The following is a 25428-nucleotide window of genomic DNA, read 5'->3' on the forward strand; positions in this document are numbered from 1 at the left end:
AATAAATGATAATTTTCAGGTGCTCAACTGCGCATCTTCAAGTTAACTGGGTATATAGAGATCATCGCAGTAGTTTTTTACAGATAAGATAGAAGAAGGGTTATATTGACCATCAAACCCTTTTTCTTGTTTTGTTAGTGCAATCCAAAGTGATTTGGCTAACGAAAATACATCTGCCGGCATACCATCAGCTAACGATGCTTCTCGTCTCATTTCAGGTGCCATTGTAAACTTAGCACCCACATCACGTTTTTCTGGAGTGATATTCTCTTTGCCCGGATATTTAACTAGACCAAAGTCTGCAAAACAAAGTCGATCATTATAAAAGAGAACATTTGCAGGCTTAATATCTCTGTGAGCAATACCTTTTGAATGCAAGTTTTCTAAGGTTTTACCTAATAATACAAATTGCTTTGCTAATTCCATTGATGATTTTTCTTCTGCATATTGCGCAAAAGGAATTGCTTTTGGCATTACAAACCATGGAACACCCTCTTTAAGATCCTCTGGTAAGTTTGATTCGACCAATGGGATCATACCTTCGATAGAATGAGTAGATAAAACGTGAGTTTCAGCTTTAAAACGTTCATAAGTTATTGCATCCGCGTTTTTTAAAAGCTTAATTGCATGATTTTCAAGCCCTTCTCTCGACACTTCCCAAACTTCACCGTTTCCACCATGCCCAAGGGTATCAACCAACTTCCATGGACCAATCATCATATCTTTCTGACGCTTATGATTATTTCTGCGCCTTCTTCTTTTTCCAGCCATTTACTACCTACTTAAATTTTTCGATAAGAGCCTAACATTTTAATATCGTGCAATCACGAATCCATCCGCTTAACATATCAAAAAGGTCGCTCATAACCAACTGAATGCTATGCATTTAATATAAAAGTGGGTTTAAACATTAAGTGTGAAAACGTGCAAGCACACATTGCCGCCTATATAACGCTCGTTTTCATTCTTAACCACTCACCAATCTATATATTAATCAATAACTTAAAATAAAACTCTCGTTAAATTCGTGCTCAATCAGAGTTAAAAACCACTCTTTTTTAAGTCATTAATTATTCAACAAGCAATAAACTGTCTGTATGTACAGATTTTGTGAGGGGGATATATGGCGAGTCAATTCATGCAGGCAATTTGCGAACATATGACGATGCGGGGCTATAGTCGCAGGACAATCAAAGCCTACTGTTATTGGATTAAGTACTACATTCATTTTCATAAAATGAAACACCCTGAACAGATGCATGCCGCTGAAGTTGTCTCCTTTCTTTCTCATTTAGCTAATCATCAAAAAGTCGCCATCAATACTCAGAAGGTAGCGCTCAATGCTCTAGCCTATTTATACAATCAATTTATTAAGCAACCTCTAGGAGACTTAGGGTTTAGCTATGCGACTCGGTCTCGAAAAATTCCTAGCGTACTCAATCATTCGGAAGCTATCTCGGTGATCAATGAAATAGATCCTAAATATCAACTGTTTTTTCGCTTGTTGTATGGTTCAGGTTTGAGAGTATCGGAATGCCTGAGGCTTCGAGTACAAGATATAGACCTAAAACAAGGGTCTCTCACTGTTCACGATGGGAAAGGAAATAAAGACCGAGTGACAATTTTAAGTTTTTCACTCACTGAAGCTATACAAGACAAAATTGCACAAGTTGCAGTTCTGCTTGCTAAAGATAACTTGAATGGGTTTGGGCCATCTTTACCTCACCGATTAGGCAAAAAATACCCGAGTGCCTATCGACAACTTGCTTGGATGTACCTATTCCCATCAAAATCCGTCACTCAACACCCAGAGTCGGGGATAGTATGCCGACACCACCTACATGATTCGGCACTCCGAAAAACGCTGAAGAAGGCGACTAACTCTAACAAATTGCGCCACAAGCGAATTAGTTGTCATACTTTCAGGCACAGTTTTGCTACGCAACTTCTAAAGTCAGGCTCCGATATCAGAACGGTTCAAGAGCTACTGGGGCACAGTGATGTTAAGACAACTCAGATATACACTCACGTTATTGGGCAACACTTTAGCGGCACGACTAGCCCGCTAGACCACCTATAACGAAACTCCCTCATCGATAGTTGAACCTGGCTTGATGGCTTCTGTCTGACAAGGTTGTCTGATATGGTGGCGGCAGAACTTCAGCAATTGTTTAGATAGTATTGAATATGAAAACACTAACCATACTTGATGGCGGCATGGGCCGAGAACTCAAAGAAATTGGCGCGCCATTTTCTCAACCGCTTTGGAGTGCTCAAGCGCTGATTGAAGCACCCGAATTTGTTAGCCAAGCGCATCAAAACTTTGTCAATGCAGGTGCTGAAATCTTGATCACCAACAGCTACGCCTGTGTGCCTTTTCATTTGGGTGAAGAGCTGTTCGAGCAACGAGGCTTTGAACTAGCCGCACTATCTGGCGAGCTGGCTAAAGCAGTTGCTGACAATGCTCCCCACACAGTGAAAGTAGCAGGCGCGATTCCACCACCATTTGGCAGCTACCGACCAGACTTATTTAAGGTCGAAGAAGCCGCGCCAATCATTCAAACCCTTTACGATGCTCAAGCCCCGAACATCGATCTTTGGATAGCAGAAACCATCTGTAGCCTGCAAGAATTCGATTCCATCCATTCGGTTCTTAAGCAGTCAGATAAGCCGTGTTACTACGCATTCAGTTTGGAAGATACCAAGGGCGATTCTGCCAATATTCGTTCTGGCGAGAGCGTCACAGACGCGATCAAACTTGCCTGCCAATCAAACGCGACAGGCATTATGTTTAATTGCTCAGTGCCTGAAGTGATGGATCAAGCCATTATCGATGCCAAGAAAGTAATCGATGAACTAGGCCGTAATTTAGAAATTGGTGTCTACGCCAACAATTTTGCGCCTATCAGCAACGAACATGAAGCGAATGATATGTTTCAGGAGATGCGTGAACTGGATGGCCAAGGTTACTTAACTTACGCTAAACGTTGGCACGCACTGGGCGCGAATATCGTCGGTGGCTGTTGTGGCATCGGGCCAAAGCACATTAAAGCCCTAGCCGATTGGAAACACTCAATACAGAGCTGATCCTGAGCTTCAACTAGAATAAAATAAATAGAGAACAGGTTGAGAAATCTGTTCTCTATTTGTATGTGGCGTCTCTGAGTACACTGAGACAAAACAACGATTTGGAGCAATTGATGAGCGACACGCAACGCAAAATTAAATGGGGTATCGCAGGGCTAGGCAATATCGCTAATCGATTCGCAACCGCAGTCACAGAGCACTCTCTGCATGGTGAATTGTATGCCGTTGCCGCAAGAGATCACTCACGCGCAGCCACGTTCGCCAACAAGTTTGGTTGCGACAAGGCTTATGACTCTTATGAAGAGATGGCGAATGACCCAAGTGTTGAAGCGGTTTACATCGCTACGGTTCACCCATACCACCAGCCACTCGCCGAACTGTTTCTAAAGAATAAAAAGCATGTATTGGTTGAGAAGCCGGCTTTTACCAATCTTGCTGATTGGTTTGAGATGAAAGCCCTCGCGAAACAAAATGGCGTGATGCTGTTAGAAGCGATGAAAACTGTGGTGTTTCCCGCGTATCGTGAGCTCCAATCATTCTTGGTCGATAACCACATTCAAATAGATTCAATCGAAGCTAGCTTTGGTAACCATCACGACTATGATCCCGATTTGTTTATCTTCAATCCGGATTTGTCAGGCGGAGCAACACTCGATGTTGGGGTCTATGGGCTTTGGTTCTTCTACGACCTGTGTCGAACGCTGGGTGTGAAACCTTCAAAACCTCAGGTAAAGATGTCGTGTCTTTATGAGGGGGCAAATGTTGATACCGATGCGTGCTTTACTTTCTCTGGTGATATGAACGGTAAGATATCGGCATCAACCGTGCAAAATCTTCCCCGGTCAGCACATTTGAGTGGGCCCGAAACCAAAATCACCATTCACGAAAAATGGTGGAATCCGGCCTTTATTGAAATTAAACATCAAGGCAACAAGTCGACCATCAACAAACGAGTGACGGGCAATGGGTTCGAATTTGAAATCGACCATTTTTCAGATTTGCTGCTTCAAGGCAAAACTGAGTCGGATATCCTAAGCTCAGAGATAACCTCTCGAGTTCTCGACACGATGGAAAAAGCACTGATTGACTCTGGCTATCCACACTTAACTCAACCTCGTCGTTAGGAAAAGCAAATTGGGCAACCTTAAGCGCAAGCTTGAACTGTATGAAAAGATATTTCAGGCTTTTGGGCCTGGAGTATCACATTGTCAGGTTAACCAACTGGCCACACTGCTGCACGTGAGTGAACGTCACGTTCAGACCTTACTCAAAGCAATGACAGCGCAAGGCTGGATTGAGTGGCAAGCTAGCTCTGGCCGAAGCAAGAAAGCACAACTCACGTGTCTGGTTGAGCCCATTGAGGCGTGTTACCAATACGCACAAACCCAAGCCGACGCAGGTAACATAGAACAAGTTTTTAACACCTTGAGCTTCAATGGCCGCAATGCTGGCGCTGAGTTACAAGCCTTTCTAAGCAATACCAATCCGTCGGCGCAGAATATCGCGTACATCCCCTTTCACCGAGAACTCGAAGCGCTTCACCCTCAACGAGTACTTAGACGCACCGAACGTTTCTTAGTGATGCAAATTTGCCAACGCCTAACCTCAGTTAAGCACGGTAAACTCAGCGGCGATCTAGCTTATCATTGGCAGCCTAATGAAGATGCGACACAGTGGCACTTTCAAATACGCAATGGCGTTCTCTTTCATAACGGTCGAACACTCGAACCTCAAGACATAGCGCGTAACCTTAACTCACTCTGCCAAAGCAAAATATGGCGTCGCTGTTATCAGCATATTGATGAGGTCTCTGCCTCGGCAGGTAATGTGGTTGTCGTGAAATTGAATAAACCTGATTGGCATTTACCGCGCTTACTTTCCAGAGTTGAAGCCTCCGTATTTGATCCCTCATCACCGACTGATAGGTTGATTGGTTCTGGCGCGTTCTCATTAGACATCTTCTCAAGCAAGATGTTGAGATTAAGCCGTAATAGCACGTATTCACATAGCACTCCGATTCTCAATCGAATCGAGTTGTGGGTCTATCCAGAATGGGCACAGGGTAAAGCCTGCGCTCAAAATCAGGTGTGCGTGAAACTGCCCGAAAAGACGACCACCGTGCGTGGCGATTACCATTCTTCTCAACCGGATTCTTGCTCGACGTTTTTCAAGATTCAAAACCCAGCATTAACTAAGTCACTTCGTGAATTTACTGTTGAAGACACCTCTGAATGCCAAACCCTTTTCGAGCAGTTGTCTGCGTCTGGCGACCACAAAACCAGCGTGGAATATGGAAACTACCTAACTACCAAAGACGTGGTGCTATGCAGCATTATTGATGAGAACGACACCTTTTTCTCATGGTTAAGCTTCTTCACTCGCTTCCCCTTTGAGGACTTAGCGCTGTCTACTGAGATGCTAGAGACAATCGAACAAGGCTTAGCCTCGATAAGAAGCCAGCCAAACTTTGAGTTAGCGATGAATGCACTGTTAGCACTCAAGCATTGGTTGAATGACTCTGGAGTTGTGATTGAGCTAAAGCAAAAGGCGTTCAACTTAGAGGTTTCTGAAAAGATACACGGCGCGCAAGTGAATGGTTTCGGTTGGTGCGATCTCGACCAATTATGGATCAACCATTTGTAATTTATGGCTAGACAAGTTTGCTAGCCTTACCGACTTTTACATAATGGAGCGAGTCTAGTGTCGCGTACCGTTACTTTATCTCTGAGCCACTTCCAATACGCTCTGCAGATACAGATTGTTTACTGCGGTAATATGATCTTTTCTGGAGAAAACCAGAATATGAGTTATGGATTTTTTTGAGATACTCAACTAATCAATCAACACCAACGAATCTAGAATGCCTTTGCCGCTGTGGATCCCACCTTCATTTTCGCTGGCGGGTTTGCTGCGGATCAAGTATCCCGCATAACCATCAAGTTGAGTGACTGGCTTACCTTGGTAATAGGCGGTGAACAAACCCACTTCGCTGACTAAGTCTGTCACTAGCGTTTGTTGAGTGTCACGCACCGCAATGGTTGGTACGTCACGTTCGTGTGGGTACAAGCGCTGCATCAATGCCCATGCGTCGTACTCTTCTGGCTTAAGTTGGCGCAGTTGTTCGCTGATGTCGTCACCAAAGACACAATGGCCACCGCCCTCACCTTGGTTTTTTAACACCCACTCTTGTCTAATCGCCACGTTATTGAACCACTCGATAGTATCGGTATTAATTGGCTTCATATCAGCCAGTACACTCTTAACTAGATCTGCTTCTTCTAGCGTTAAACCCCAACGTGCGTATTCAGATGCTGGCATCATGGTCAGCCGCATTTGCATGGTTTTACTGGTCGCTAATTGCTGGCTGATGGTCGCGTTCATTGCAACATGGTGTTGCTCCATAAACACGCGCGTTTGGCTTAGTGTATGACAACAAACCGATTCGTTGAGTTCTGGTGCCCAGTAGTCTGAATATTGATAGCCAGCTCTTAAATACACCACATCGACAGCGCCGACATCTTTCAATAACAAGCGTTGGTTATCACCCGATGAAAGCTGACAGCTCAATTGTTCAAAGGTACGACGAACCGTACGTACACCCTGCTTTTGCAGTTCAATTTCGAGTAGGTGTTGATCGTAAACATTGTCTTCATTCTTTTGCACTACCATCAAGAATGTTGGCTTATCTGAATCATTAAAGTCAGCTCGCACTTTTCTTGCTGAAGTCGCAATACCATAAGCCAGTTGCTTTAAGCCTTGGTTTTCAGCAGGTGTCGCAGATTTATCTTCAAGCCAGCTCTGATAAGTCTCAGGCCATTGATTTTGCATGTAATCATGGAACTCTGTGGCCTTTTGCCCAAACGGAGCCATACCTGCAGCAATGCCATTAAACTCGATCACTTTCGCGCCATGTTGGCGATCGTCCATGAAGTCAGTACGCATTAATAACAACGGTTGGCGAGCAGGATTCAAGCGTTCATCCGCACTGCCATGCGCTTGTTGATGCAACTCCATCAAACGGCCAAAAAACGGATCAGCTTTGGCCATATCACTCAGTGATGACTGCAAGAAATCATGATCTTCGGAAACATTGCTGATTAACTTGGTGATAAGCGGTGTTACCTTCAACAAGTGTTCATACACCTCACGCTCCATAGTCATAGGAGCAATGCTGAAAGGGCAATGCCTAGCGGTATTATCTGACTGGCGAAACGCAACACCGTGCATGATCGCCCACTCACACGCGTCTTCAATAATTTGTTGTGGCAACCGTGGAATTGTCATCTCTCATCTTCCAAATAAAAATAGCACCCAGAATAAGACGAAGCTTAATTCCAAAAGACGAAATAAAACTGGATTATTTATCAAACAACTACGTTTGTCTTATTTTTCAATATCTTGAATAAATTATATATCTCAACTATCGAGTCTGCTCGATGATCAGGTCGCGCAACCATTTGTGGCTAGGTTCTGAATCGAAGTATTTATGCCACAACAGGAACAAGCCTCCCGGCACCAAATCAACCGGGACAGGCTTCATCACCAACTCTCCGCTATCAATGTAATCGCGTACCGAGTTGTATGGGTAACACATAAGTAAATCACTCTGCTTACACAGCTTAATGGCACTGGTGATGTCTGAAACATTAGCGGCTTTGTTGATTTCAAGCTGCTTTGAGTTAAGCACTTCCATCAATAACCAGTCACCCGCTCCACCCGTCACCAACTGTATGTGTCGATACTTCAAGAAAGTGTCGAGGTTCCACTCTTCCAGCAAGGCCGGGTGGTCATTTCGCATCAAACACACCGAGTAATCCAAGCACAGTTCCACGTAATCCAACTCGTCAGGGATACACTGGACATGGGTAGAAGCGCGCTCATCTAGCTCAAAGATACCGATACCAAAATCCACCTCACGTTTCAGTAAGCGCTTGAAGCTGTCGCTGCTCCACGTTGAACTGTTGATGGTGATATGAGGCGCATCTGCAAGTGCTGTCGGCATAAAATGCGGGTAAATCGCCGTGTACGCCGTTTCGACAAGGTCTATAGTAAAGGTACGCTCACTGTCTTTGGGGTCGAAGACTTCGGGAACAGTCAGCTTTTCGATCTGCAGTAGAATTTGGTGGATCTTAGGCGCTAACGCGAGTGCTTTGGGTGTTGGGAATAGACCCTTTGATTCACGCTCAAACAGCGGATCATCAAACAAAGCTCTGAGCTTAGTGAGCTGTTTACTTACCGCAGACTGGCTCAAAAAGAGTCGATCAGCCGCTTTGCTCACACTTCGTTCTTCAATCAGAACGTGCAAGCAAAGCAGCAAATTCATATCGCATTTAAGTAAGCTTTTAACATCTACCATGATATTCCCTAAATTCAGGTTAATGATGATTAATTGTCACTTTAAATCATATCATTGTCTTGGTAAATTTAGCGCATGTGAGTTAAAACACTCAAAGAATAATAGAATTAAGGAATACTCATGGATTTTCTAGCACTACCAAAGATTGATTTACACTGCCACCTAGACGGAAGTGTTCGCCCAGATACGATTATTGACCTAGCAAAACAGTACAATATCGAACTACCTGAAGATCGCGACGCGGTTGTTCAATCTCTAACTGTGCCAGAAGATTGCAAAAACCTAGATGAGTACCTGGCTTGTTTCAGCCTGCCACTACAAATAATGCAGACTGAAGAAGCAATTGAACGTATCTCTTTTGAGCTTTACGAAGACGCTGCACTAGAGAACGTTAAATACCTAGAAGTTCGCTTCGCACCAATCCTGCACGTAAACAAAGGCCTGTCTCTTGATACGATCATTGCAAGTGCAGTAAAAGGCATGAAGCGTGCTGAAGAGAAATACGACATCAGAGGCAACTACATCATGTCTGTGCTTCGTATGTTCCCTAAAGATTCGATCAAAGACGTAATCGACGCAGGCCAACCCTACCTAGGTAAAGGTGTTGTGGCGTTTGATATCGCAGGCGGCGAAAAGCCAGGCTTCTGTGCTGAATTCCCTGAATACACACAATACGCTCTTGAAAAAGGCTACCGCATTACCGTGCACGCTGGCGAGCAATGGCATGGTCAAAACGTTTACGATGCAGTGACAATGCTTGACGCTGAACGCATCGGCCACGGTGTTCACATCCAAGGTAACGAAGACGCATACAACATCGTTAAAGAGAAGCAAGTTGCGCTTGAAACTTGCCCAACAAGTAACGTTCAAACTAAATGTATTCACAAATTCAGCGACCACCCAATTGCTGAATTCAAGAAAGACGGCATCGTTGTTACGATCAACACAGACAACCGTACTGTGTCGAACACAACCATGACCAACGAAGTGAAGCGTGTGTGTGAAACATTCGGCCTAACAAAAGAAGACTACGTAGAAATCTACAAATACTCAGTCGACAGCGCTTTTGCTTCAGACGAAGTGAAACAGCACCTAATGGGTTTCGTTGAGCAAATCTAATTTGGCAAAGCGCGCCTTTTGCTGAATAGCAGGGCTCACTTAGCATTAGTGCTTAAAGCACAAAACAGGAAGAGAAAGGCTGACGCTTTTCTCTTTTTTTATGTCTAAAAGTCGCTAATCTTGCAGTATTCGTCATTTAGACCGAGACTCTCGTAAAGTGGATAAGCATGAGTAATAAAAACAATAAAACTGAACTAGAAAAAATGCTATCTGGACAAGTGTATGATGGTGCAGATCAAGAAATTGATACCATGCGTGCCAATGCCAGAAAGTCGCTAATGGCTTTCAACCACCACCAAGACCCAAACCAGCAACACACATTGCAAGAGCAGCTATTTGGTAAGGTTGGTAATAGCAGCTTAATCCAGCCCCCTTTTCATTGTGAGTTTGGCAAAACCATAGAGATTGGCGACGACACCTTCATTAATATGAACGCAGTAATGCTAGATGGTGCGAACATCAAGATCGGTAACAATGTTTTAATTGGACCAAGTGCCCAATTCTATACGCCATCACACTCCCTTGATTATCGTAGCCGCCGTAAATGGGAAACCTTCTGTTTACCAATAACAATCGAAGATGATGTGTGGGTTGGCGGTAATTCAGTGATCAACCAAGGCGTGACTATTGGGGCTCGTTCAGTGATTGCAGCGAACTCTGTGGTCAACAGCGATGTACCACCAGATTGCCTATACGGCGGCACACCTGCAAAATTGATTAGATATTTGAATACTGAACAATAAAGCTAAGTAGAAGAATAGAGCTCACCAGTAGAATAAAGCTACTTAGAACAACGAATAGAAAAAGAGGCGATGTACATATCACCTCTTTTTTGATTAGTTAGACGTGTCTCTTCTATCGAATGGATTTCGTTCCATGGCCTTTTCATACTCACTTTTCGGGCTACTCAAGTACGTGGTTTTGACGAACTTTTCCCAATCAGAAAACAGCGATTCTATTGGTTGCTCTGTAAGTTGTGATGGATCACCATTGCTTTTAATGAGATCAACAAACGCCTCCTCCCCCCATGAACGTTCAATAAACTCACCGACCGTATAGCCAAGCTCATAAACAGCTGAGCTACTGTTCGGCTTATGGTATAAATCCTGAACTAGCCCATCGAAACGGCGACTGATGGCAGTCCTGTTATTGACGTGAAACCAATAATCTTCAGATTTGTAGATAGCGATAGCTTCCCACAACCAACGCGGATTATTCGCAAAGTTCGGATTCACTTGCAAAGTCAGTAAATGTACGAACTCATGCAGTGCGGTTTTATGGATCTCACCACCAAAATAGAGCAGCCTAATTTCATTGCTTTTAGGGTCAATATACCCCGTAGAGAAAGCATATCGATACCCTATGCTCCGCTCCTGCTCATCCAAATAGGCTTTTTGGTTTCGCCATACTCTCACCGTTATGACCGGTATTGAATCAAGGCCGAAGCTTTTCATCAAAGGAGCCTGTTTGAGCAATAGCTCGTTGTGAATACTTGGAATTATCGAAGGTGAGGTTCCATCGTAAAGGACATACTTAAACTGCCCTTTATCTGATTCATAGCAATTGTGACAGGGTTCTTCACCTTGCATCTGCAGCATTGCTGCCACAATAAGAACCAATCCAGATAAAGCGAGAACCAAAAAAGTGATCATTGATCTTACTGAGTATTTTTTCATCTTGTTAAACCCTTAAAAAGAAGAGTTAAATCGTTAACCCGAAATCATCAAATCCGTTAACGATTCAAATCAATACCCAGTGCAAGCAATTCTCTTTCACACTGAGACACATCACTAAACTGGATACCGGTAATACCTACAGCCTTAGCCCCTTCAACGTTATAGGGCATATCATCAATGAAGACGGTTTCTGAAGCTTCAAGCCCATTATTAGACAGCAGCGCTTGGTAAATCTCAGGCTGCGGTTTAAGCATGCCCAATTCAGCGGATACCGCCGCGCCATCAAACAGCGGCCAAAATTGGTAGGTTGATTTTAGGTATTCAACAATCTCGACTACGTTGTCGGTAAGCGCGTACACACCATAACCAGATCGCTTTACACGCTCGATGAGTTCAACTGAACCGTACAGTAAGATCTGCGTTTGCTTTACGTAGTAGAACAGGCGATCGCACTCTAATGAAGATAAATCTAACTCTTGTTGGTAGCGAAGTTTGGCTTCATTTTCGGTTAAGAACCCTTTGTTCAAATCCAACCAAATCGTACTTTGGAAAATTGAACGCGCTTGGGTTTCCAGATCATCAAGTTCCCCGAAAGTCAGGCGAGTAATTTCTAGCGGTGACCAACGTACAATCACATTGCCGACGTCAAATACCACATTTTTTATTTGATGAGTACTCATACCTTGCTCCTGAATTATTCGCGTGAAATAACAACAACACCGACATTAAATGCCGCACCTTAAAGTTCATAACCTTGTTTTACAAAATAAGGACTGAAATCACAATATGTCATCGAGCAGGTACGAAAAAGGCCATCATAAAAATGGCCTTTACACAGAATTTTTTGCAGTCTCAACCCTACAGATCAAACGTTCAGTTAGTCGATGGGATGGGCTCACCGCTCTAGATTTAAGCAGCATTCACTGATGATGTGACCTTTTGCTTTTGTTCAAAAAACTCTTCATGTAATGCACAAATGGCCTCTTGATACTTATCGTCGCTCACAACAAATTGTACATTCACGTTTCTCATCGACGAATGTAACGCAATAGGCGTAACACTATTGCTCATCAAAGCCAATACGCCATTCGCTAGCGTTTTATTGGTGTCAATTTGAGAGCCGATCGCCGAAATGATAGCGACCATACGTCCCGAAATAGATGCTTTCGGATATCGCTTCTCTGCCTTATAAAACACCTTATTTAAACTTTCTGAACTACCGCCTAGATAATACGTAATAGAGTTAGCATTCATCTCTTTTCCGATAAGATTAACTCTCGCATCCGCGATAATTTCCATTAGTTCATAACTGACGTTATCAGCCTTACCGACCATCCCCTGATCAAATACATGCAACGCATATACTTTCTGTTTTCCGGCAATAATCTCTATCTGATTGGTGTCTGGGCGGTAATCTGAAGAAATCAGTGTACCTTCATGCTCTGGCTCAAAAGTGTTCTTTATTTGTAGTTCGATTCCACTCTCGCGCAACCCTGCTGCGGCATTAGAATGAATAGCTTCCATACCAAGGTTTGCTAACTGATCGGCAACATCATAATTAGTCGCTCCAATTGGTTTAACTGAGCTAACCCCAACCACTTTTGGATCGGCCGAACTAAAGTGATACTCCTTATGAATAATAGCCAGTGATGCCTTAGTCATAGTCGCGACACGGCTAAACGTCATCTCACTGTAACCACGGTCATAAGTATGCATCAAACCTTCTTTGCAATAGGCATAACCCGTCACTATAGGTAGCTCTTCAGCCACATTTATATCTGAAAAAGCGTCTCTGATGGTATCGTCCAAACTCTGAGGAGTCTTGTTATCCCAACCCGAAAGGTCAACAAAGGTTGAATTAATACCAATATTTTTCAATTTAAGAGCCGTATTATACGCACTATGTGACTCGCCAATTGAAGAAAGAAACTCGCGGATCTGAGGCAAGTAATGCCTCAATGAAAACTGACCGTATTGACACGTTTCAAGGATATTTGTAATACAGTTCTTCGCTTCTGAAATACGCGAACGGATGAACTTATCAGCACGTGCACGATTCATCGGATCTGCAAAAATATGCTCATTGATCAACAACATACGGCTTTCAATGTAAGATAACGCTTCTTCCCAAGAATCATCACGCATTGCGATCAATTGATAAACACCTGGCTTGCCTGTTTTTTTGCACTCCAAAAGTGCATCTGTCATCCCGCTATAAGCAGACACAACAAAAATTCGATTGTACGGATTTTTCGGGCGGAGAATAATATTGTCGAGCACAGCATCAAATGCTGTCATGGATGTACCGCCGATTTTTTCTACGGTAAATGTCATAAAAGACCTTAGTTATAGAGAAGCAATAAAGACTAGATAAATGGAAATTGGGGTGAGATTTCACCCCAGAAAAAGTCGGTTAATCAACCAGAGGATAAACGCCGTTTTCATCGTGAACTTCAGCGCCAGTAATTGGCGGATTGAATACACACGCCATAACCATTTCTTTGTTTTTATACGCACGTAAATAGTGTTCATCGTGCTTATCAAGGATATAAAGCGTCCCAGGTTTGATGGGATAAGTCTCACCACCAACCACTTCAATTTCGCCTTCACCACTCATGCAATATACTGATTCTAAATGGTTTTGATAATGAATATGTGTTTCCGTCGCTTCATAAATTGTCGTGATATGAAATGAAAAACCCATGTTGTCATCTTTCAACAACATGCGAGTACTTTCCCAATTATCCGAAACAATACGTCTTTCGCTATTGCGACATTCATCAAGTGTTCTAACAATCATTTTGCTGTCCCTATTACGATACTTTTTTGAAATACTTAGTTGCTACAATTTCTACTGAATCTTCGAAGATGGTTAAACCTTGCATCAGTTCCGATTCAGATATCGTCAGTGGGCAAAAGAACTTAACTATTTCATCGTTAGGGCCAGCTGTTTCAATGACCATACCGTTTTCAAAACACGTTTTGGCAATTTCGTCAGCCGTGTTTCCATCTTTACATTCAATGCCAATCATCATTCCACGTCCCTTGCGTTGAACGAATAGCTCTGGGAAACGCTTGATATTGCGTTGAATGACATCATCGACCATGCTTGAGCTACGTTGAATATGATTTTCAAAATCATCATTTGACCAATACATTTCTAACGCTTTCGTAGCGGTAACGAACGCATGGTTATTACCACGGAAGGTGCCGTTGTGTTCTCCCGGCTGCCATTTGTCTAATTCAGGCTTTAATAAAACGACGGCCATCGGTAAGCCATAACCACTTATCGACTTAGACAGCGTGACTATATCTGGCTTGATACCTGATGGTTCAAAGCTAAAGAACGTACCCGTTCGACCACAACCCGCTTGGATATCATCGACAATGACTAAGATATCGTGAGCTTTACAAATTTTACTCAAACGCTGTAGCCACTCATTTGAAGCGACATTCAATCCACCTTCACCTTGAACCGTTTCCAATAAGACGGCTGCTGGCTTATCCATACCGGCAGAATTATCAGCTAACATCGTTTCGAACAATTTTAATCCATCAATGCCAGCGTAACCCTCAAATGGCAAACGCGTAACGTTGTTTAGGTTTGAACCCGCGCCTTGTCTATGATGTTGGTTACCCGTAGCAGCCAGTGCACCTGCAGTACAACCATGAAAACCATTGGTAAACGCTACAATGCTGCTTCGGCCTTTCACTTTTTTAGCCAATTTAATCGCGGCTTCAACGGCATTGGTTCCTGTTGGGCCTGTAAATTGAACTTTATAATTGAGATCTCTTGGTTCTAGAATTAAGCGAGTAAGCGCTTCTAAGAATTCAGCTTTGGCTTCTGAATGCATATCTAAACCGTGCGTAATCCCATCCATTTCAATGTAATCAAGCAAGGCTTGCTTAAGTATTGGATTGTTGTGACCGTAATTGAGAGATCCTGCTCCAGCAAGAAAATCGATGTAACGATCACCTTGTTTCGTTTCAAGCCAGCAACCTTTTGATTTACTAAAAGTAACTGGAAAACTATTCGAGTATGAACGTACGTTAGATTCCTGCTTTTTAAAAATATCCATGATAATGCCGTTATTTAATTCCTATAAGTGTTTGATTATTTAAGGAGGATTCGATAGAGGTATTCGGTATCGTGCTGCCCGTTAAAGTGAAGATTTTCATCTAAGAAAGTAGTCACTTTCCCGGTGTTACCGTTTTTTTCGTCCAGCTTTTTGAACAATGCCCAAGACGCTTGGTTTGATTCAGTGATAGTCGTTTCTATCGCTTCAATGCTCTTTAGGCCCTCTCGTTTAAGTAAGGTGTTCAGCATCTTGTAGGCTAAAGCATTGCCTCTAAACTTAGGCGCCACCGCCACTTGCCAAATAAAGAGAACATTGGGCTCACTGGGTTTTTGGTAACTAGAAATAAAGCCAGCAAGGTCACCTTCATGCTCCACTAAAATACAAGTTTTACTAAAGTGAGTAGACTGCAAGAAATTGCAATATGAAGAGTTAGTATCTAATGGGGGGCACTCTGAAATTAATTGATAAATGTTGTTGCCATCCGAAACTTCTGGCTCACGAAAATTCCATTTTTCAATCATCTTTTCTACAACCTCTGGATACAATATCCAAGGCGCTGACGTAATCATACCGAGACATTTCCTTTGAACTCTAATTAAATTCCTTTTAATTATGAGCATTTCCCATACACAAAGATCAACACATTAGCGCTAAAAATCAAATTTTAGCGACACAGATCACACTTGCGTAAGTATTATATGTATTAAATAATACTTTGAGTTCTAATGTATTTATTGGGTCGGTATAAATTTGAGAGTCTTGAAGGGAATAGACGAAAGGAAATCGTTAGTGCAATTCATAAAATACAGCGTTCAAGTGCCTGAGTAGGAAGGATAGGAATCAGCAAAAATATCGACGACTCCAATACTGAATAAGGTAAACAGTGACGCTCTAAAAAGAGATGACTTAGGCTCTAATATTGAAACGCAGATACCTAAAACAAAAAAACCTAGCGTGGGATAGCTAGGCTTTTCAAGTAAACATAAATTGGCAATCAATCAAAAGAAACAAATTCGAATCACTGAGTTAATCGCGAATTACTTCAGGGGATCATTATCAGGCAGAGCCTTGTGTATCCATAATGCTAAACGCTTCTTAATATTCGCGCCATCAAGCTTACTTTCAGGTAAAGGCGTGATCTGATTAACTCCAACAAGAAACAAGTACACAGCCTTAACTTTTATAGGTTGAGATGAGTGTGGCAAATCAAAGCCTTGTAACTTTGCCATTTTAGAACCGACTTCCAGAGCTTTCTTGAGCAATTTATCTTCATTAATGATCTTCGCGGTTTTCGACATATCATCTCCATCATCTTAATCGAATGAACACTGAGTATATCAAACCGAAAGACTCACAAGATTACTTCGCTCTCAGTTTGAGGAGTCGCTTTGATAAATTGCAGGTTACGGACTCCAAATACGGAAAGCCCAAAGTTATTAGCTTTGAGCTTTTCTTCTAACTGCTGTGGTTGATTACACCGAGTGATACGACAACCGAGTTTTACAGCGTGATATGCAGAATTGGAAAATCAATCAGGCATCACAACAATACCCATGGTTTCAAGCAACTGCTCTTGTTGCCAAACAACAATCTTAATCCCTGTCGTATCCACTTTGCGAGGGTCTAACCCTTCTAATTCCGCATGACACAAGTTAGCCCCTTGCATACTGAATTGCCCCCATACATCTTCGGAGAACACGCCTCGGCTGAGATCAGACTCTTTCAGTGACGCACCGCCAAGGTAAGTCCCTATCCAGCGGTTTTCAAACAACTCACACTTTTCCAAGCAGGCCTGCTCCAAGTTGGCGTATGACAGGTTACAGCCCGTAATATACGCAGAGCAAAAGTACATCCTATTACTTACTTGATTGGCAAAGTTAGCACGAGTAAAATTCGCTCCTTTTAAGTCGCATTCACGCAGCTCAATCCCATAGCAATTCGCATTACTAAAGTTCGCCATCGCCAACTGGCAATTCTGGAAACTTGCGTCTCGTAAATCGGCAATATCAAAGTGGCATCCCTCAATATCGCCTTGTTCAATAAACTTACAGTTAATAAACGTTGCATCACGTAAGTTCGAACGTCTGAAATCACAACGGATAAACGTACAGGCCGTAAATGTAAGCTCTGATAGATCTTGCTGAGCAAAACTGTGCTGATGATAAGTACTGTTATTGGTGTCCATTTAGCCCCCTAAAGAAATCAAGCTAAGACTACCATTGTGATCTTAAGAAAACATCAAATTAAAAACCAACAAAAACAGCAACTTAAAACACCCTAGTTTGGCCATTTTAAGGCACCAAACGAGCCATTTAAGGTTGTTGTTTTCGTTTTATGGCATGCGCTTATCTTGAAAAAAGTTTTGTCGTTTAGAAGTGGGGAGATTAGACACAACGAGAAGATCATCATATGTCAGCACAAACTTGATACAATAGCCTATATAGATACCTTCGCTTGATACTTAGTCTTTCGAAAACCTTAGCTTATATCGATAGGCTACAACTAAAAGATGATTTTTATTAGTAAAGTCAGAAAAATTGGGAGGCCAAGATCAAAAAATGGCCGCTTGATGCGACCATTTTATAACTCTTTAAACTTTTTCTTAGCTAGACAATTTAAAACTACGTTAACTCTTGACGACGTTTGCAATGCCTTCAAGCTGTAGAACTGGAGCTGCGTCGATGTCTTCGGCGTTCATCATTGCAGACACACGTTGCATCGAAGAAAGTAGTAGGCTTTGCTCCCATGCTTCTAAATTTTGGAATTTTTTAACGAAGTTATCTTGTAGCGGTGGTGGCGCATTGTTAAGTAGCTCTTGACCTTTTTCAGTCAGATTTGCGTGTACTTTTCGGCGATCTGACGAGCTGCGAACACGTTGTACATAGCCGTTCAATTCCAAGCGATCGATGATCGTCGTTGTCGTCGCTTGACTCACATTAGTTTGATTAGACAATTCTTTGATCGTCACATTACCCATCTCTTGGATTGCGCGCATTAAAATCAATTGAGGGCCCGTCAAACCATACTCTTTACTCAGCTTTTTCGAGTGTAAATCGATAGCGCGAATAATTTGGCGAATAGCGACCAAGATTTCGTCATGTTTATCCAAGATGCAGACCTTTGTACTAATATACTGTGAGTGACTTTACAGTGCCGTGGCGATGAGATTTCCAAACTGAACAGCTTAGGATCGCTCGAATTACACTGTAAATTGATAATTTACTTCATTGATTTTTCCGCATTGTACTGATGTTAATACTATTCTCAATCTTTTCTATACCACTAAACTTGCGTGGTACGGCACTTTTGCCTAATGAAGGGGGAATCAAAGCTTCAATGAAGACAAAAATAATGAGTCAGAGAATACAAACTCAAAGAATAATATATTTTAATAATCATAGAGGTAGAGAGATTTAACCCTCTCCACCCAATAAAAAACCAGCCTTAATAGCTAAGCTGAAAAACGAAATTTTACGCAGCGGTATTCATCTGAAAGTTACCAGTAAGCGCATTATAAAATTCACTGTTATCCAAAATACCGACCAGTTTATTGTCTTCCACCAGCAAAATCGGGTGATTACTTAGCTGTTTCAGTTTAATCGCATCGCGCATGCCAATCTCTGGACTTGCCACTACAACACTCGACGCGCTGATTGCCGTTAAATCGTCGGATTCGTTCCACTCAACAAGCGCTAAAGTCGATTCACCTTTTACAGACAAAGTACCTTCACTCTGCTCAATCCATAAGTCTTTAGAGTCACAGATCTTCCAACTTTCATCTTCTTGTTTCAAAGAATCCAGTGGCTGCATCAACGAACGACCTTTGAGTACGTTCAACGGGTTAGTATGTGCGACAAAATCTTTCACGTATTCTGTTTTTGGCGTGAGTACGATCTCTTCAGGCTTACCGTGTTGAATCAATTTACCTGATTCCATGATCGCAATGTTATTACCAATCTTCAGTGCTTCATCCAAATCATGGCTCACGAACAGAATCGTTTTGTTAAGCTTGTTTTGTAATAGGATTAGCTCATCTTGCAACTGCGCACGAATCAACGGATCAAGCGCTGAAAACGGTTCATCCATAAGAAGAATGTCAGTATCCATCGCAAATGCACGTGCCAAACCAACACGTTGCTGCATACCGCCCGATAGTTCATGCGGATACTTGGTTTCCCACTCTGCCAAACCCACCATTTCAAGCTGTTCACGCGCTTTAGCACGACGAACATCTTTTGCGACACCTTGCATTTCAAGGCCAAACGCCACGTTATCTAACACGTTTAACCAAGGCATTAGGGCAAATTTTTGGAACACCATTGAAACGCGGTGAGTGCGAAGGTGACGTAAGGTCGCTTCGTCACACTGTTCACCTAAATCAACCAGCTTATCGCCATCTTTGATTGCCAATGAACCACGGCTGATCTCATTCAAACCGTTTACTGCACGAAGCAAAGAAGATTTACCTGAACCCGATAAACCCATCAGCACACAAATCTCGCCTTCTTCAACCGTCAGCGACACATTGTCTACGCCAACGACTTGGCCAGTCTCATCAATGATCTCTTGGCGAGTTTTACCTTGGTCGAGCAGTTCAAGCGCTTGCTTCGGCTTATCACCAAACACAACATCGAGGTTTTTAATGGTAATCGCATCCATAGTCTTTGGGTCCTTAGAGATAGACATGATTAAGCTTCCTTCTGGTTTGGTGTTTTGCACAAGCGATCAAGAATGATAGCGACTAATACAATCGCTAGCCCGGCTTCAAAACCTTGTGAGATGTTCACTGTGTTCAATGCGCGAACAACAGGTTTACCAAGCCCGTCAGCACCGACAAGAGCGGCGATAACCACCATCGAAAGCGACAACATAATACATTGAGTTACACCTGCCATAATGCTTGGTAAGGCTGCCGGTAATTCCACTTTCATCAGCAATTTCATGCGGCTTGCACCAAACGCTTTACCCGCTTCAATCAACTCTTCAGGCACTTTGGTGACGCCTAAGTAGGTCAAACGAATTGGCGCGGCAATAGCGAAGATGATGGTCGATATTAAGCCAGGAACGATGCCCAAGCCGAATAAAACCAAAGTCGGAATCAGATACACAAACGTTGGAACCGTCTGCATTAGATCAAGAATGGGTCTAAGCACCGTATATAACCAAGGGCGATGCGCGGCCATAATGCCAACTGGAACGCCAATTAATACGGAAATCGTTGTCGCTGCAAATACGAGGACAAAGGTTTCCAGCATTTCTTGCCAGTAGCCAAGGTTTAAAATAGTCAGCAAAGCTGCAACCACGAAAATCACAAGCGAGGGTTTACGGTGTAAATACCATGCAATCGCCGCGGTCATCACGATTGGTAAAGCCGGTGGCATCCACTTAAATACATCGACTAAAAACATAATGACGGTTTCTAGAAAAATCGAAATAGCGTCAAAGAATCCTGCTGCATTGATTGTTAGCCAATCAACACCCGCTTCCATCCATTGACCAACAGGGATTTTGTTTTCCGTAATAAAATTCACAATATTGCCTTTTATTATGGGTGGGCTACTTCAAACCAATAGACAATTGGCAAGCCCACCTTTTTTATTTATAGAGCTTTGATAAATAGATCGATAGGTAGGTAAAACTAAGCTTTAACTTGTTTTAGGTATTCAGTAACCGCTTGAGTCGCTGATTCACCTTTATGCGTTTTTACGTTGTCTAACCAAGCTTCAACTTGTTGAGGGTTATTGTTCAACCATTGTTGAGCCGCTTTCTCAGGCTTCACTTTTTGGTTAAGAATCTCTTCCATCAACTGGTTTTCCATCTCTAGAGTGAACTCTAGGTTTTGCAGAAGTTGACCGACGTTTGCACATTCAGACAGGTAGTTTGAACGAACATTGGTGTAAACATTTGCGCCACCGTAGTTAGGGCCGAAGAAGTCGTCACCACCTGATAGGTATTCCATCTCAACATTGCTGTTCATTGGGTGCGGTGCCCAACCAAGGTAAACGATCCACTGACTACGACGAGCAGCACGAGATACTTGCGATACCATGCCCGCTTCACTTGATTCCACTAGGCTGAAATCTTTCAAGCCAAACGCGTCAGAATCAATCATTGATTGGATTAAGCGGTTGCCATCGTTACCCGGTTCAATACCGTAGATGCGGTCTTTAAATTTGTCGGCATGTTTTGCTAGGTCGGCGAAGCTTTTCACGCCAGAGTCGTACACGTATTTTGGTACGGCTAGTGTGTATTTTGCACCTTCAAGGTTGGCACGCACGGTCTCAACCGTTCCCGCTTCGCGGTACTTAGCGATGTCGCCTTCCATAGTTGGCATCCAGTTACCTAGGAATACGTCAATATCACCGTTCGCCATTGAAGAGTAAGTAACCGGTACTGAAAGTAGGTCGGTTTTGGTTTTGTAGCCTAGGCCTTTGAGTAACTCAGAAGTGATAGCCGTTGTTGCGGTAATGTCTGTCCAACCAACATCAGCGAAGCGTACGTTTTCACATTGTTGTGGTTCAACAGAAGCGTTAGCACCAAATGCAAATGAGCTGATGGCTAGTGCTGTTAACGTTTTTGTCGTCACGTTCTGAATATTTAGAGTCGTCATAATGGTTCCTTTTTATCTTTCCTTTTGCTGCTCGATATCAACACCGATAGAGAGCAGTTCTTCTGACTTTTGACTAATTAGTTTTGTTATTTTTTGCTTGTTACTTGTTGTTTTTATTCTTTGCTGCTTTTGCTGTTTTTTAGCCAATAACAGACGCTTACGCTTCTCGTACTGGCTTATTGATTCTTTGTGTTTCTTCCCATTCCGGTGCTATCCAGACCGGAACGTTTTGCTCTTTTAGAACGGGCTTGCCCAGAATCAGATCCGAGGCACGCTCAGCTACCATGATGGTCGGTGCGTTAAGGTTGCCGTTTGGAATAACAGGGAAAACAGACGAGTCGACAACGCGCAAATTATCAATGCCGCGAACACGACACTCTTCATCAAGTACCGCCATTGGGTCATCATCAGCGCCCATTTTGCAGCCACAAGAAGGGTGATAAGCACTTTCAACGTTCTGCTTAACCCATTCGTCGATCGCTTCATCAGAAGTTACGCTCAGACCTGGCTGAATCTCTTCGCCACGGTAAACATCCATCGCAGGTTGCGACAAAATTTCACGGGTTAAGCGAATGCAATCACGCCAATCTTGGCGGTCTTGCTCAGTCGAGATGTAATTGAAAATGATCTCTGGCTTGGCATGCGGATCAGCAGAAGTGATCGCTACCGTACCACGACTTTCTGGCTTATTAGGCCCAACATGAACTTGGAAACCGTGACCATCAAAGGCCGCTTGTCCGTCGTAACGCATCGCTGCTGGCAGGAAGTGGTATTGAATGTTTGGCCACTTCAATCCTTTGCGAGAGCGAATAAACGCACACGATTCAAAGTGGTTAGTAGCACCCAAACCTTTGCGAGTCAGAATCCATTCCGCGCCAATCATGCCTTTGCTGACTAAGCCCAACTTGCTGTTGAGCGTGATAGGTTCGTTACAGTGATATTGGAAGTACACTTCTAAGTGATCTTGTAGGTTTTCACCGACGCCACTGAGTTCGTGTTTAAGCTCAACACCCGCCTTTTCAAGCACCGCTTTCGGGCCGATACCAGAAAGTTGCAGCAGTTGAACCGAGCCAATAGATCCCGCAGAAGAGATCACTTCTTTGTTCGCCACGGCAACTTGGGTATTGCCTGACTTTTCAAACTCGACACCAACCGCTTTCAAGCCTGATTGACCTTCTGAGTCTTGTGCTTCAAGTAAGAAACGACGCGCCACGATGCCTTTTTTCAAGGTAAGGTTTGAACGCTTCAATGCACGACGTAGATAAGCGTTAGAGGTTGAGGCTCTAACACCCTTGTCTACCGTCATGTGCATGGTGCCGAAGCCTTCTTGCTGGTAGCCGTTATAATCTTGAGTTTCTGGGTAACCGGCATCTTTACCTGCATCGATGAATGCTTGGTAAAGTGGGTTAAGCGCCATATCGTTGCCGTTACAAGTGCCGACAGGGCCATTGTCGCCACGATATTCGTCACCACCTTTATTCCATGATTCAGCACGGCGGAAATAAGGCAAGCAAGCTTGGTAATTCCAACCGGCTGCGCCCTCTTCTTCCCATTGGTCAAAGTCACAAGCGTGGCCACGAACGTAAACCATGCCGTTGATCGATGAGCTGCCACCTAACACCTTGCCACGTGGACAATGCAGTTCACGTCCATCAAGGCCCGGTTCTTGTTGGGTCTCAAATTGCCAAGCGTACTTTTCAGTATTCATCGGGTAAGAAAGCGCAGTCGGCATTTGGATAAAAATACTCTTATCCGTACCACCCGCTTCCAATAATAAAACGCTATGTTCACCGCTTTCCGTTAGCCTATCCGCTAACACACAGCCGGCCGAACCCGCGCCGACGATAATATAATCGTAGCGTTGTTCCATGTTTTGATTTCCCTGAGATGAGTCAGTAGGGCTCGCTCTGTTAAGCTAACCCATAAAATTGAGTGTTACGCGTTAGGCATAAGGGCTGGCGTAGTCGCCAAGTTCAATAAGAATGCTCTTAGTCTGCGTATAGTGGAGTAGAGTCTCTGGCCCGTTTTCACGGCCAACCCCTGAAAGTTTGTAGCCACCAACAGGCATTTCTGCAGGTGAGTCACCCCATGTATTAACCCAACAAATACCCGCCTGCATTTGATGAATAACACGGTGAGCGCGAGAAAGGTTTTGCGTGAACACGCCAGCCGCAAGACCATATTTGGTTTCATTAGCGCGACGAATCACATCGTCTTCGTCCGTAAACTTCAACACTGACATTACAGGGCCGAAGATCTCTTGCTGAACGTGAGGCATGTCGTCATGGCAATCTGTGAATACCGTAGGAATAACAAAGTTGCCGTTTGCTAAGCCGTTGTCCGTCACTTGATAACCGCCAGTCAGCAGAGTTGCACCCGACTGTTTAGCTAGCTCAATTGCTTCAAGGACTTTTGAAAGGTGTTCTTTAGAAATCAACGCGCCGATCTGAGTCTCCATGTCCATTGGGTTACCAATGATCAGCTTCTCAGTACGTGTTTTAAGTTGGTCGATGAATGCGTCGTAGATGTTTTCGTGTACATAGACGCGAGTACCGTTAGTACACACCTCGCCTTGGGTGTAAAAGTTAGCGACCATTGAAGCCGACACCGCATCGTCCAATTTCGCATCATCAAAGATGATCATTGGTGATTTACCGCCGAGCTCCATCGTTACAGACTTGAGTGTTTTAGCACTGTCTGACATTACCGCTTTGCCTGTACCAGTTTCGCCTGTGAACGACACTTTAGCGATGTCTGGGTGCGCCGTGAGCATTTGGCCGACACGGTAATCGCCCTGAACTACGTTAAACACGCCATCAGGAAGGCCAGCTTCTGTGAAGATTTCAGCAAGCTTAAGTGCCGTTAGCGGCGTTTCTTCTGAAGGCTTGAAAATCATCGCGTTACCCGCAGCGAGTGCTGGAGCCGATTTCCACATTGCGATTTGGATAGGGTAGTTCCACGCGCCAATGCCCGCACAGATACCTAGCGGTTCACGGCGTGTGTAGAAAAATTGAGATTCACTAAGAGGTTGTTGATCGCCTTGCAGCGTAGGTGCTAGCCCTGCGAAATACTCAATAACGTCAGCGCCAGAAGCCACATCGACTTCGATCGCTTCTTGTAACGGCTTGCCCGTATCGACAACCTCAAGGTTCGCAAGGTCATTATTTCGAGCTCTAAGTATCTCTACCGCCTTTAAAAGAATACGACTGCGTTCTACGGCTGTCATTGCTGACCATACCGCAAATCCGCGCTTCGCCGATTCAATCGCATTTTCAACGTCAGCTGAAGAAGCTTGGCCAAGCGTTGCGATAGGTTCGCCGTTTGCAGGGTTAATGCTGACGAAAGTTTCGCCTGAGGTAGCGTCAACCGCTTTACCATCGATGTATAACGAGTTCATTTCCATTTGATCTTCTGACTTAATTATTGTTGTTAGACTCTATCGGTCTATGTATTTGTGAATGCATATCGTTGTTGAGAGCGAGCCTTTTGAGCTCACTCACT

Annotated in this window: 24 protein-coding genes; 6 read left to right on the forward strand and 18 right to left on the reverse strand. The window is 43.5% G+C overall.

The window, feature by feature from the left end; genetic code table 11:
* Positions 1–42 precede the first annotated feature (42 nt).
* A complete protein-coding gene (locus ACED60_RS01795; RefSeq protein WP_371726787.1) occupies positions 43–771 on the reverse strand; it encodes a serine/threonine protein kinase in 729 nt (242 codons plus the stop codon).
* Positions 772–1123: 352 nt separating this feature from the next.
* Here ACED60_RS01795 and ACED60_RS01800 point away from each other — a divergent pair, with 352 nt between their 5' ends.
* From ACED60_RS01800 to ACED60_RS01815, 4 genes are all read left to right on the forward strand, one after another.
* Entirely contained in the window at positions 1124–2080 is a 957-nt protein-coding gene (locus ACED60_RS01800; RefSeq protein ID WP_102453917.1) for an integron integrase, read from the forward strand.
* Between the two features lie 107 nt (positions 2081–2187).
* A complete protein-coding gene (locus ACED60_RS01805; protein ID WP_371726788.1) occupies positions 2188–3087 on the forward strand; it encodes a homocysteine S-methyltransferase family protein in 900 nt (299 codons plus the stop codon).
* A 113-nt stretch (positions 3088–3200) separates the two neighbouring features.
* Positions 3201–4211 (forward strand): Gfo/Idh/MocA family protein, encoded by a 1011-nt coding sequence (locus ACED60_RS01810; protein ID WP_371726789.1) that lies wholly within the window; start codon positions 3201–3203, stop codon positions 4209–4211.
* Between the two features lie 10 nt (positions 4212–4221).
* A complete protein-coding gene (locus tag ACED60_RS01815) occupies positions 4222–5730 on the forward strand; it encodes an SgrR family transcriptional regulator (protein WP_371726790.1) in 1509 nt (502 codons plus the stop codon).
* Positions 5731–5919: 189 nt separating this feature from the next.
* Here ACED60_RS01815 and ACED60_RS01820 read toward each other — a convergent pair whose 3' ends face one another.
* On the reverse strand, positions 5920–7371 hold the full coding sequence (locus ACED60_RS01820) for a glutathione synthase (protein WP_371726791.1): 1452 nt from the start codon (positions 7369–7371) through the stop codon (positions 5920–5922).
* A 136-nt stretch (positions 7372–7507) separates the two neighbouring features.
* Positions 7508–8443 (reverse strand): LysR substrate-binding domain-containing protein, encoded by a 936-nt coding sequence (locus ACED60_RS01825; RefSeq protein WP_102556068.1) that lies wholly within the window; start codon positions 8441–8443, stop codon positions 7508–7510.
* A 120-nt stretch (positions 8444–8563) separates the two neighbouring features.
* Here ACED60_RS01825 and add point away from each other — a divergent pair, with 120 nt between their 5' ends.
* Positions 8564–9562, forward strand: coding sequence for an adenosine deaminase (add, locus tag ACED60_RS01830; RefSeq protein WP_371726792.1), 999 nt, complete (start codon positions 8564–8566; stop codon positions 9560–9562).
* A gap of 167 nt (positions 9563–9729) precedes the next feature.
* Positions 9730–10305, forward strand: coding sequence for a sugar O-acetyltransferase (locus ACED60_RS01835; protein ID WP_371726793.1), 576 nt, complete (start codon positions 9730–9732; stop codon positions 10303–10305).
* A 93-nt stretch (positions 10306–10398) separates the two neighbouring features.
* On the opposite strand, the gene ACED60_RS01840 is transcribed toward ACED60_RS01835, so the two are convergent.
* The 15 genes from ACED60_RS01840 to betB form a co-directional block, all read right to left on the reverse strand.
* Positions 10399–11238, reverse strand: coding sequence for a hypothetical protein (locus ACED60_RS01840; RefSeq protein WP_135442171.1), 840 nt, complete (start codon positions 11236–11238; stop codon positions 10399–10401).
* Between the two features lie 56 nt (positions 11239–11294).
* Positions 11295–11918, reverse strand: coding sequence for an HAD family hydrolase (locus ACED60_RS01845; protein ID WP_371694825.1), 624 nt, complete (start codon positions 11916–11918; stop codon positions 11295–11297).
* Between the two features lie 229 nt (positions 11919–12147).
* Complete coding sequence (locus ACED60_RS01850) at positions 12148–13572, reverse strand: aspartate kinase (protein ID WP_102582569.1); 1425 nt, start codon at positions 13570–13572, stop codon at positions 12148–12150.
* A gap of 79 nt (positions 13573–13651) precedes the next feature.
* Positions 13652–14038 (reverse strand): ectoine synthase, encoded by a 387-nt coding sequence (locus tag ACED60_RS01855; protein WP_009845969.1) that lies wholly within the window; start codon positions 14036–14038, stop codon positions 13652–13654.
* 13 nt (positions 14039–14051) lie between these two features.
* Entirely contained in the window at positions 14052–15317 is a 1266-nt protein-coding gene (gene ectB / locus ACED60_RS01860; protein ID WP_009845970.1) for a diaminobutyrate--2-oxoglutarate transaminase, read from the reverse strand.
* Between the two features lie 35 nt (positions 15318–15352).
* The gene (gene ectA / locus ACED60_RS01865; RefSeq protein ID WP_009845971.1) at positions 15353–15886 is read right to left on the reverse strand and encodes a diaminobutyrate acetyltransferase; all 534 of its coding nucleotides are present in this window, start codon (positions 15884–15886) and stop codon (positions 15353–15355) included.
* A 468-nt stretch (positions 15887–16354) separates the two neighbouring features.
* The gene (locus ACED60_RS01870; RefSeq protein ID WP_009845972.1) at positions 16355–16615 is read right to left on the reverse strand and encodes a DUF5062 family protein; all 261 of its coding nucleotides are present in this window, start codon (positions 16613–16615) and stop codon (positions 16355–16357) included.
* Between the two features lie 230 nt (positions 16616–16845).
* Positions 16846–17502: a Qnr family pentapeptide repeat protein gene (locus ACED60_RS01875; RefSeq protein WP_371726794.1), complete on the reverse strand. Its 657-nt coding sequence runs from the start codon at positions 17500–17502 to the stop codon at positions 16846–16848.
* A 441-nt stretch (positions 17503–17943) separates the two neighbouring features.
* Positions 17944–18426, reverse strand: coding sequence for a MarR family winged helix-turn-helix transcriptional regulator (locus ACED60_RS01880; protein WP_009845974.1), 483 nt, complete (start codon positions 18424–18426; stop codon positions 17944–17946).
* 362 nt (positions 18427–18788) lie between these two features.
* The gene (choV, locus tag ACED60_RS01885) at positions 18789–20003 is read right to left on the reverse strand and encodes a choline ABC transporter ATP-binding protein (protein ID WP_371726795.1); all 1215 of its coding nucleotides are present in this window, start codon (positions 20001–20003) and stop codon (positions 18789–18791) included.
* Between the two features lie 2 nt (positions 20004–20005).
* Positions 20006–20848 (reverse strand): choline ABC transporter permease subunit, encoded by an 843-nt coding sequence (gene choW / locus ACED60_RS01890; protein WP_009845976.1) that lies wholly within the window; start codon positions 20846–20848, stop codon positions 20006–20008.
* A 107-nt stretch (positions 20849–20955) separates the two neighbouring features.
* Positions 20956–21927, reverse strand: a complete 972-nt coding sequence (locus tag ACED60_RS01895; RefSeq protein ID WP_371726796.1) for a choline ABC transporter substrate-binding protein — start codon at positions 21925–21927, stop codon at positions 20956–20958.
* Between the two features lie 12 nt (positions 21928–21939).
* The gene (locus ACED60_RS01900; protein WP_371701232.1) at positions 21940–22074 is read right to left on the reverse strand and encodes a hypothetical protein; all 135 of its coding nucleotides are present in this window, start codon (positions 22072–22074) and stop codon (positions 21940–21942) included.
* A 10-nt stretch (positions 22075–22084) separates the two neighbouring features.
* Entirely contained in the window at positions 22085–23797 is a 1713-nt protein-coding gene (betA, locus tag ACED60_RS01905; RefSeq protein WP_371726797.1) for a choline dehydrogenase, read from the reverse strand.
* A gap of 72 nt (positions 23798–23869) precedes the next feature.
* Positions 23870–25330 (reverse strand): betaine-aldehyde dehydrogenase, encoded by a 1461-nt coding sequence (betB, locus tag ACED60_RS01910; RefSeq protein ID WP_371726798.1) that lies wholly within the window; start codon positions 25328–25330, stop codon positions 23870–23872.
* Positions 25331–25428 lie beyond the last annotated feature (98 nt).

It is taken from the genome of Vibrio sp. 1F279 (assembly GCF_041439815.1).
Taxonomy (GTDB): domain Bacteria; phylum Pseudomonadota; class Gammaproteobacteria; order Enterobacterales; family Vibrionaceae; genus Vibrio; species Vibrio tasmaniensis_A.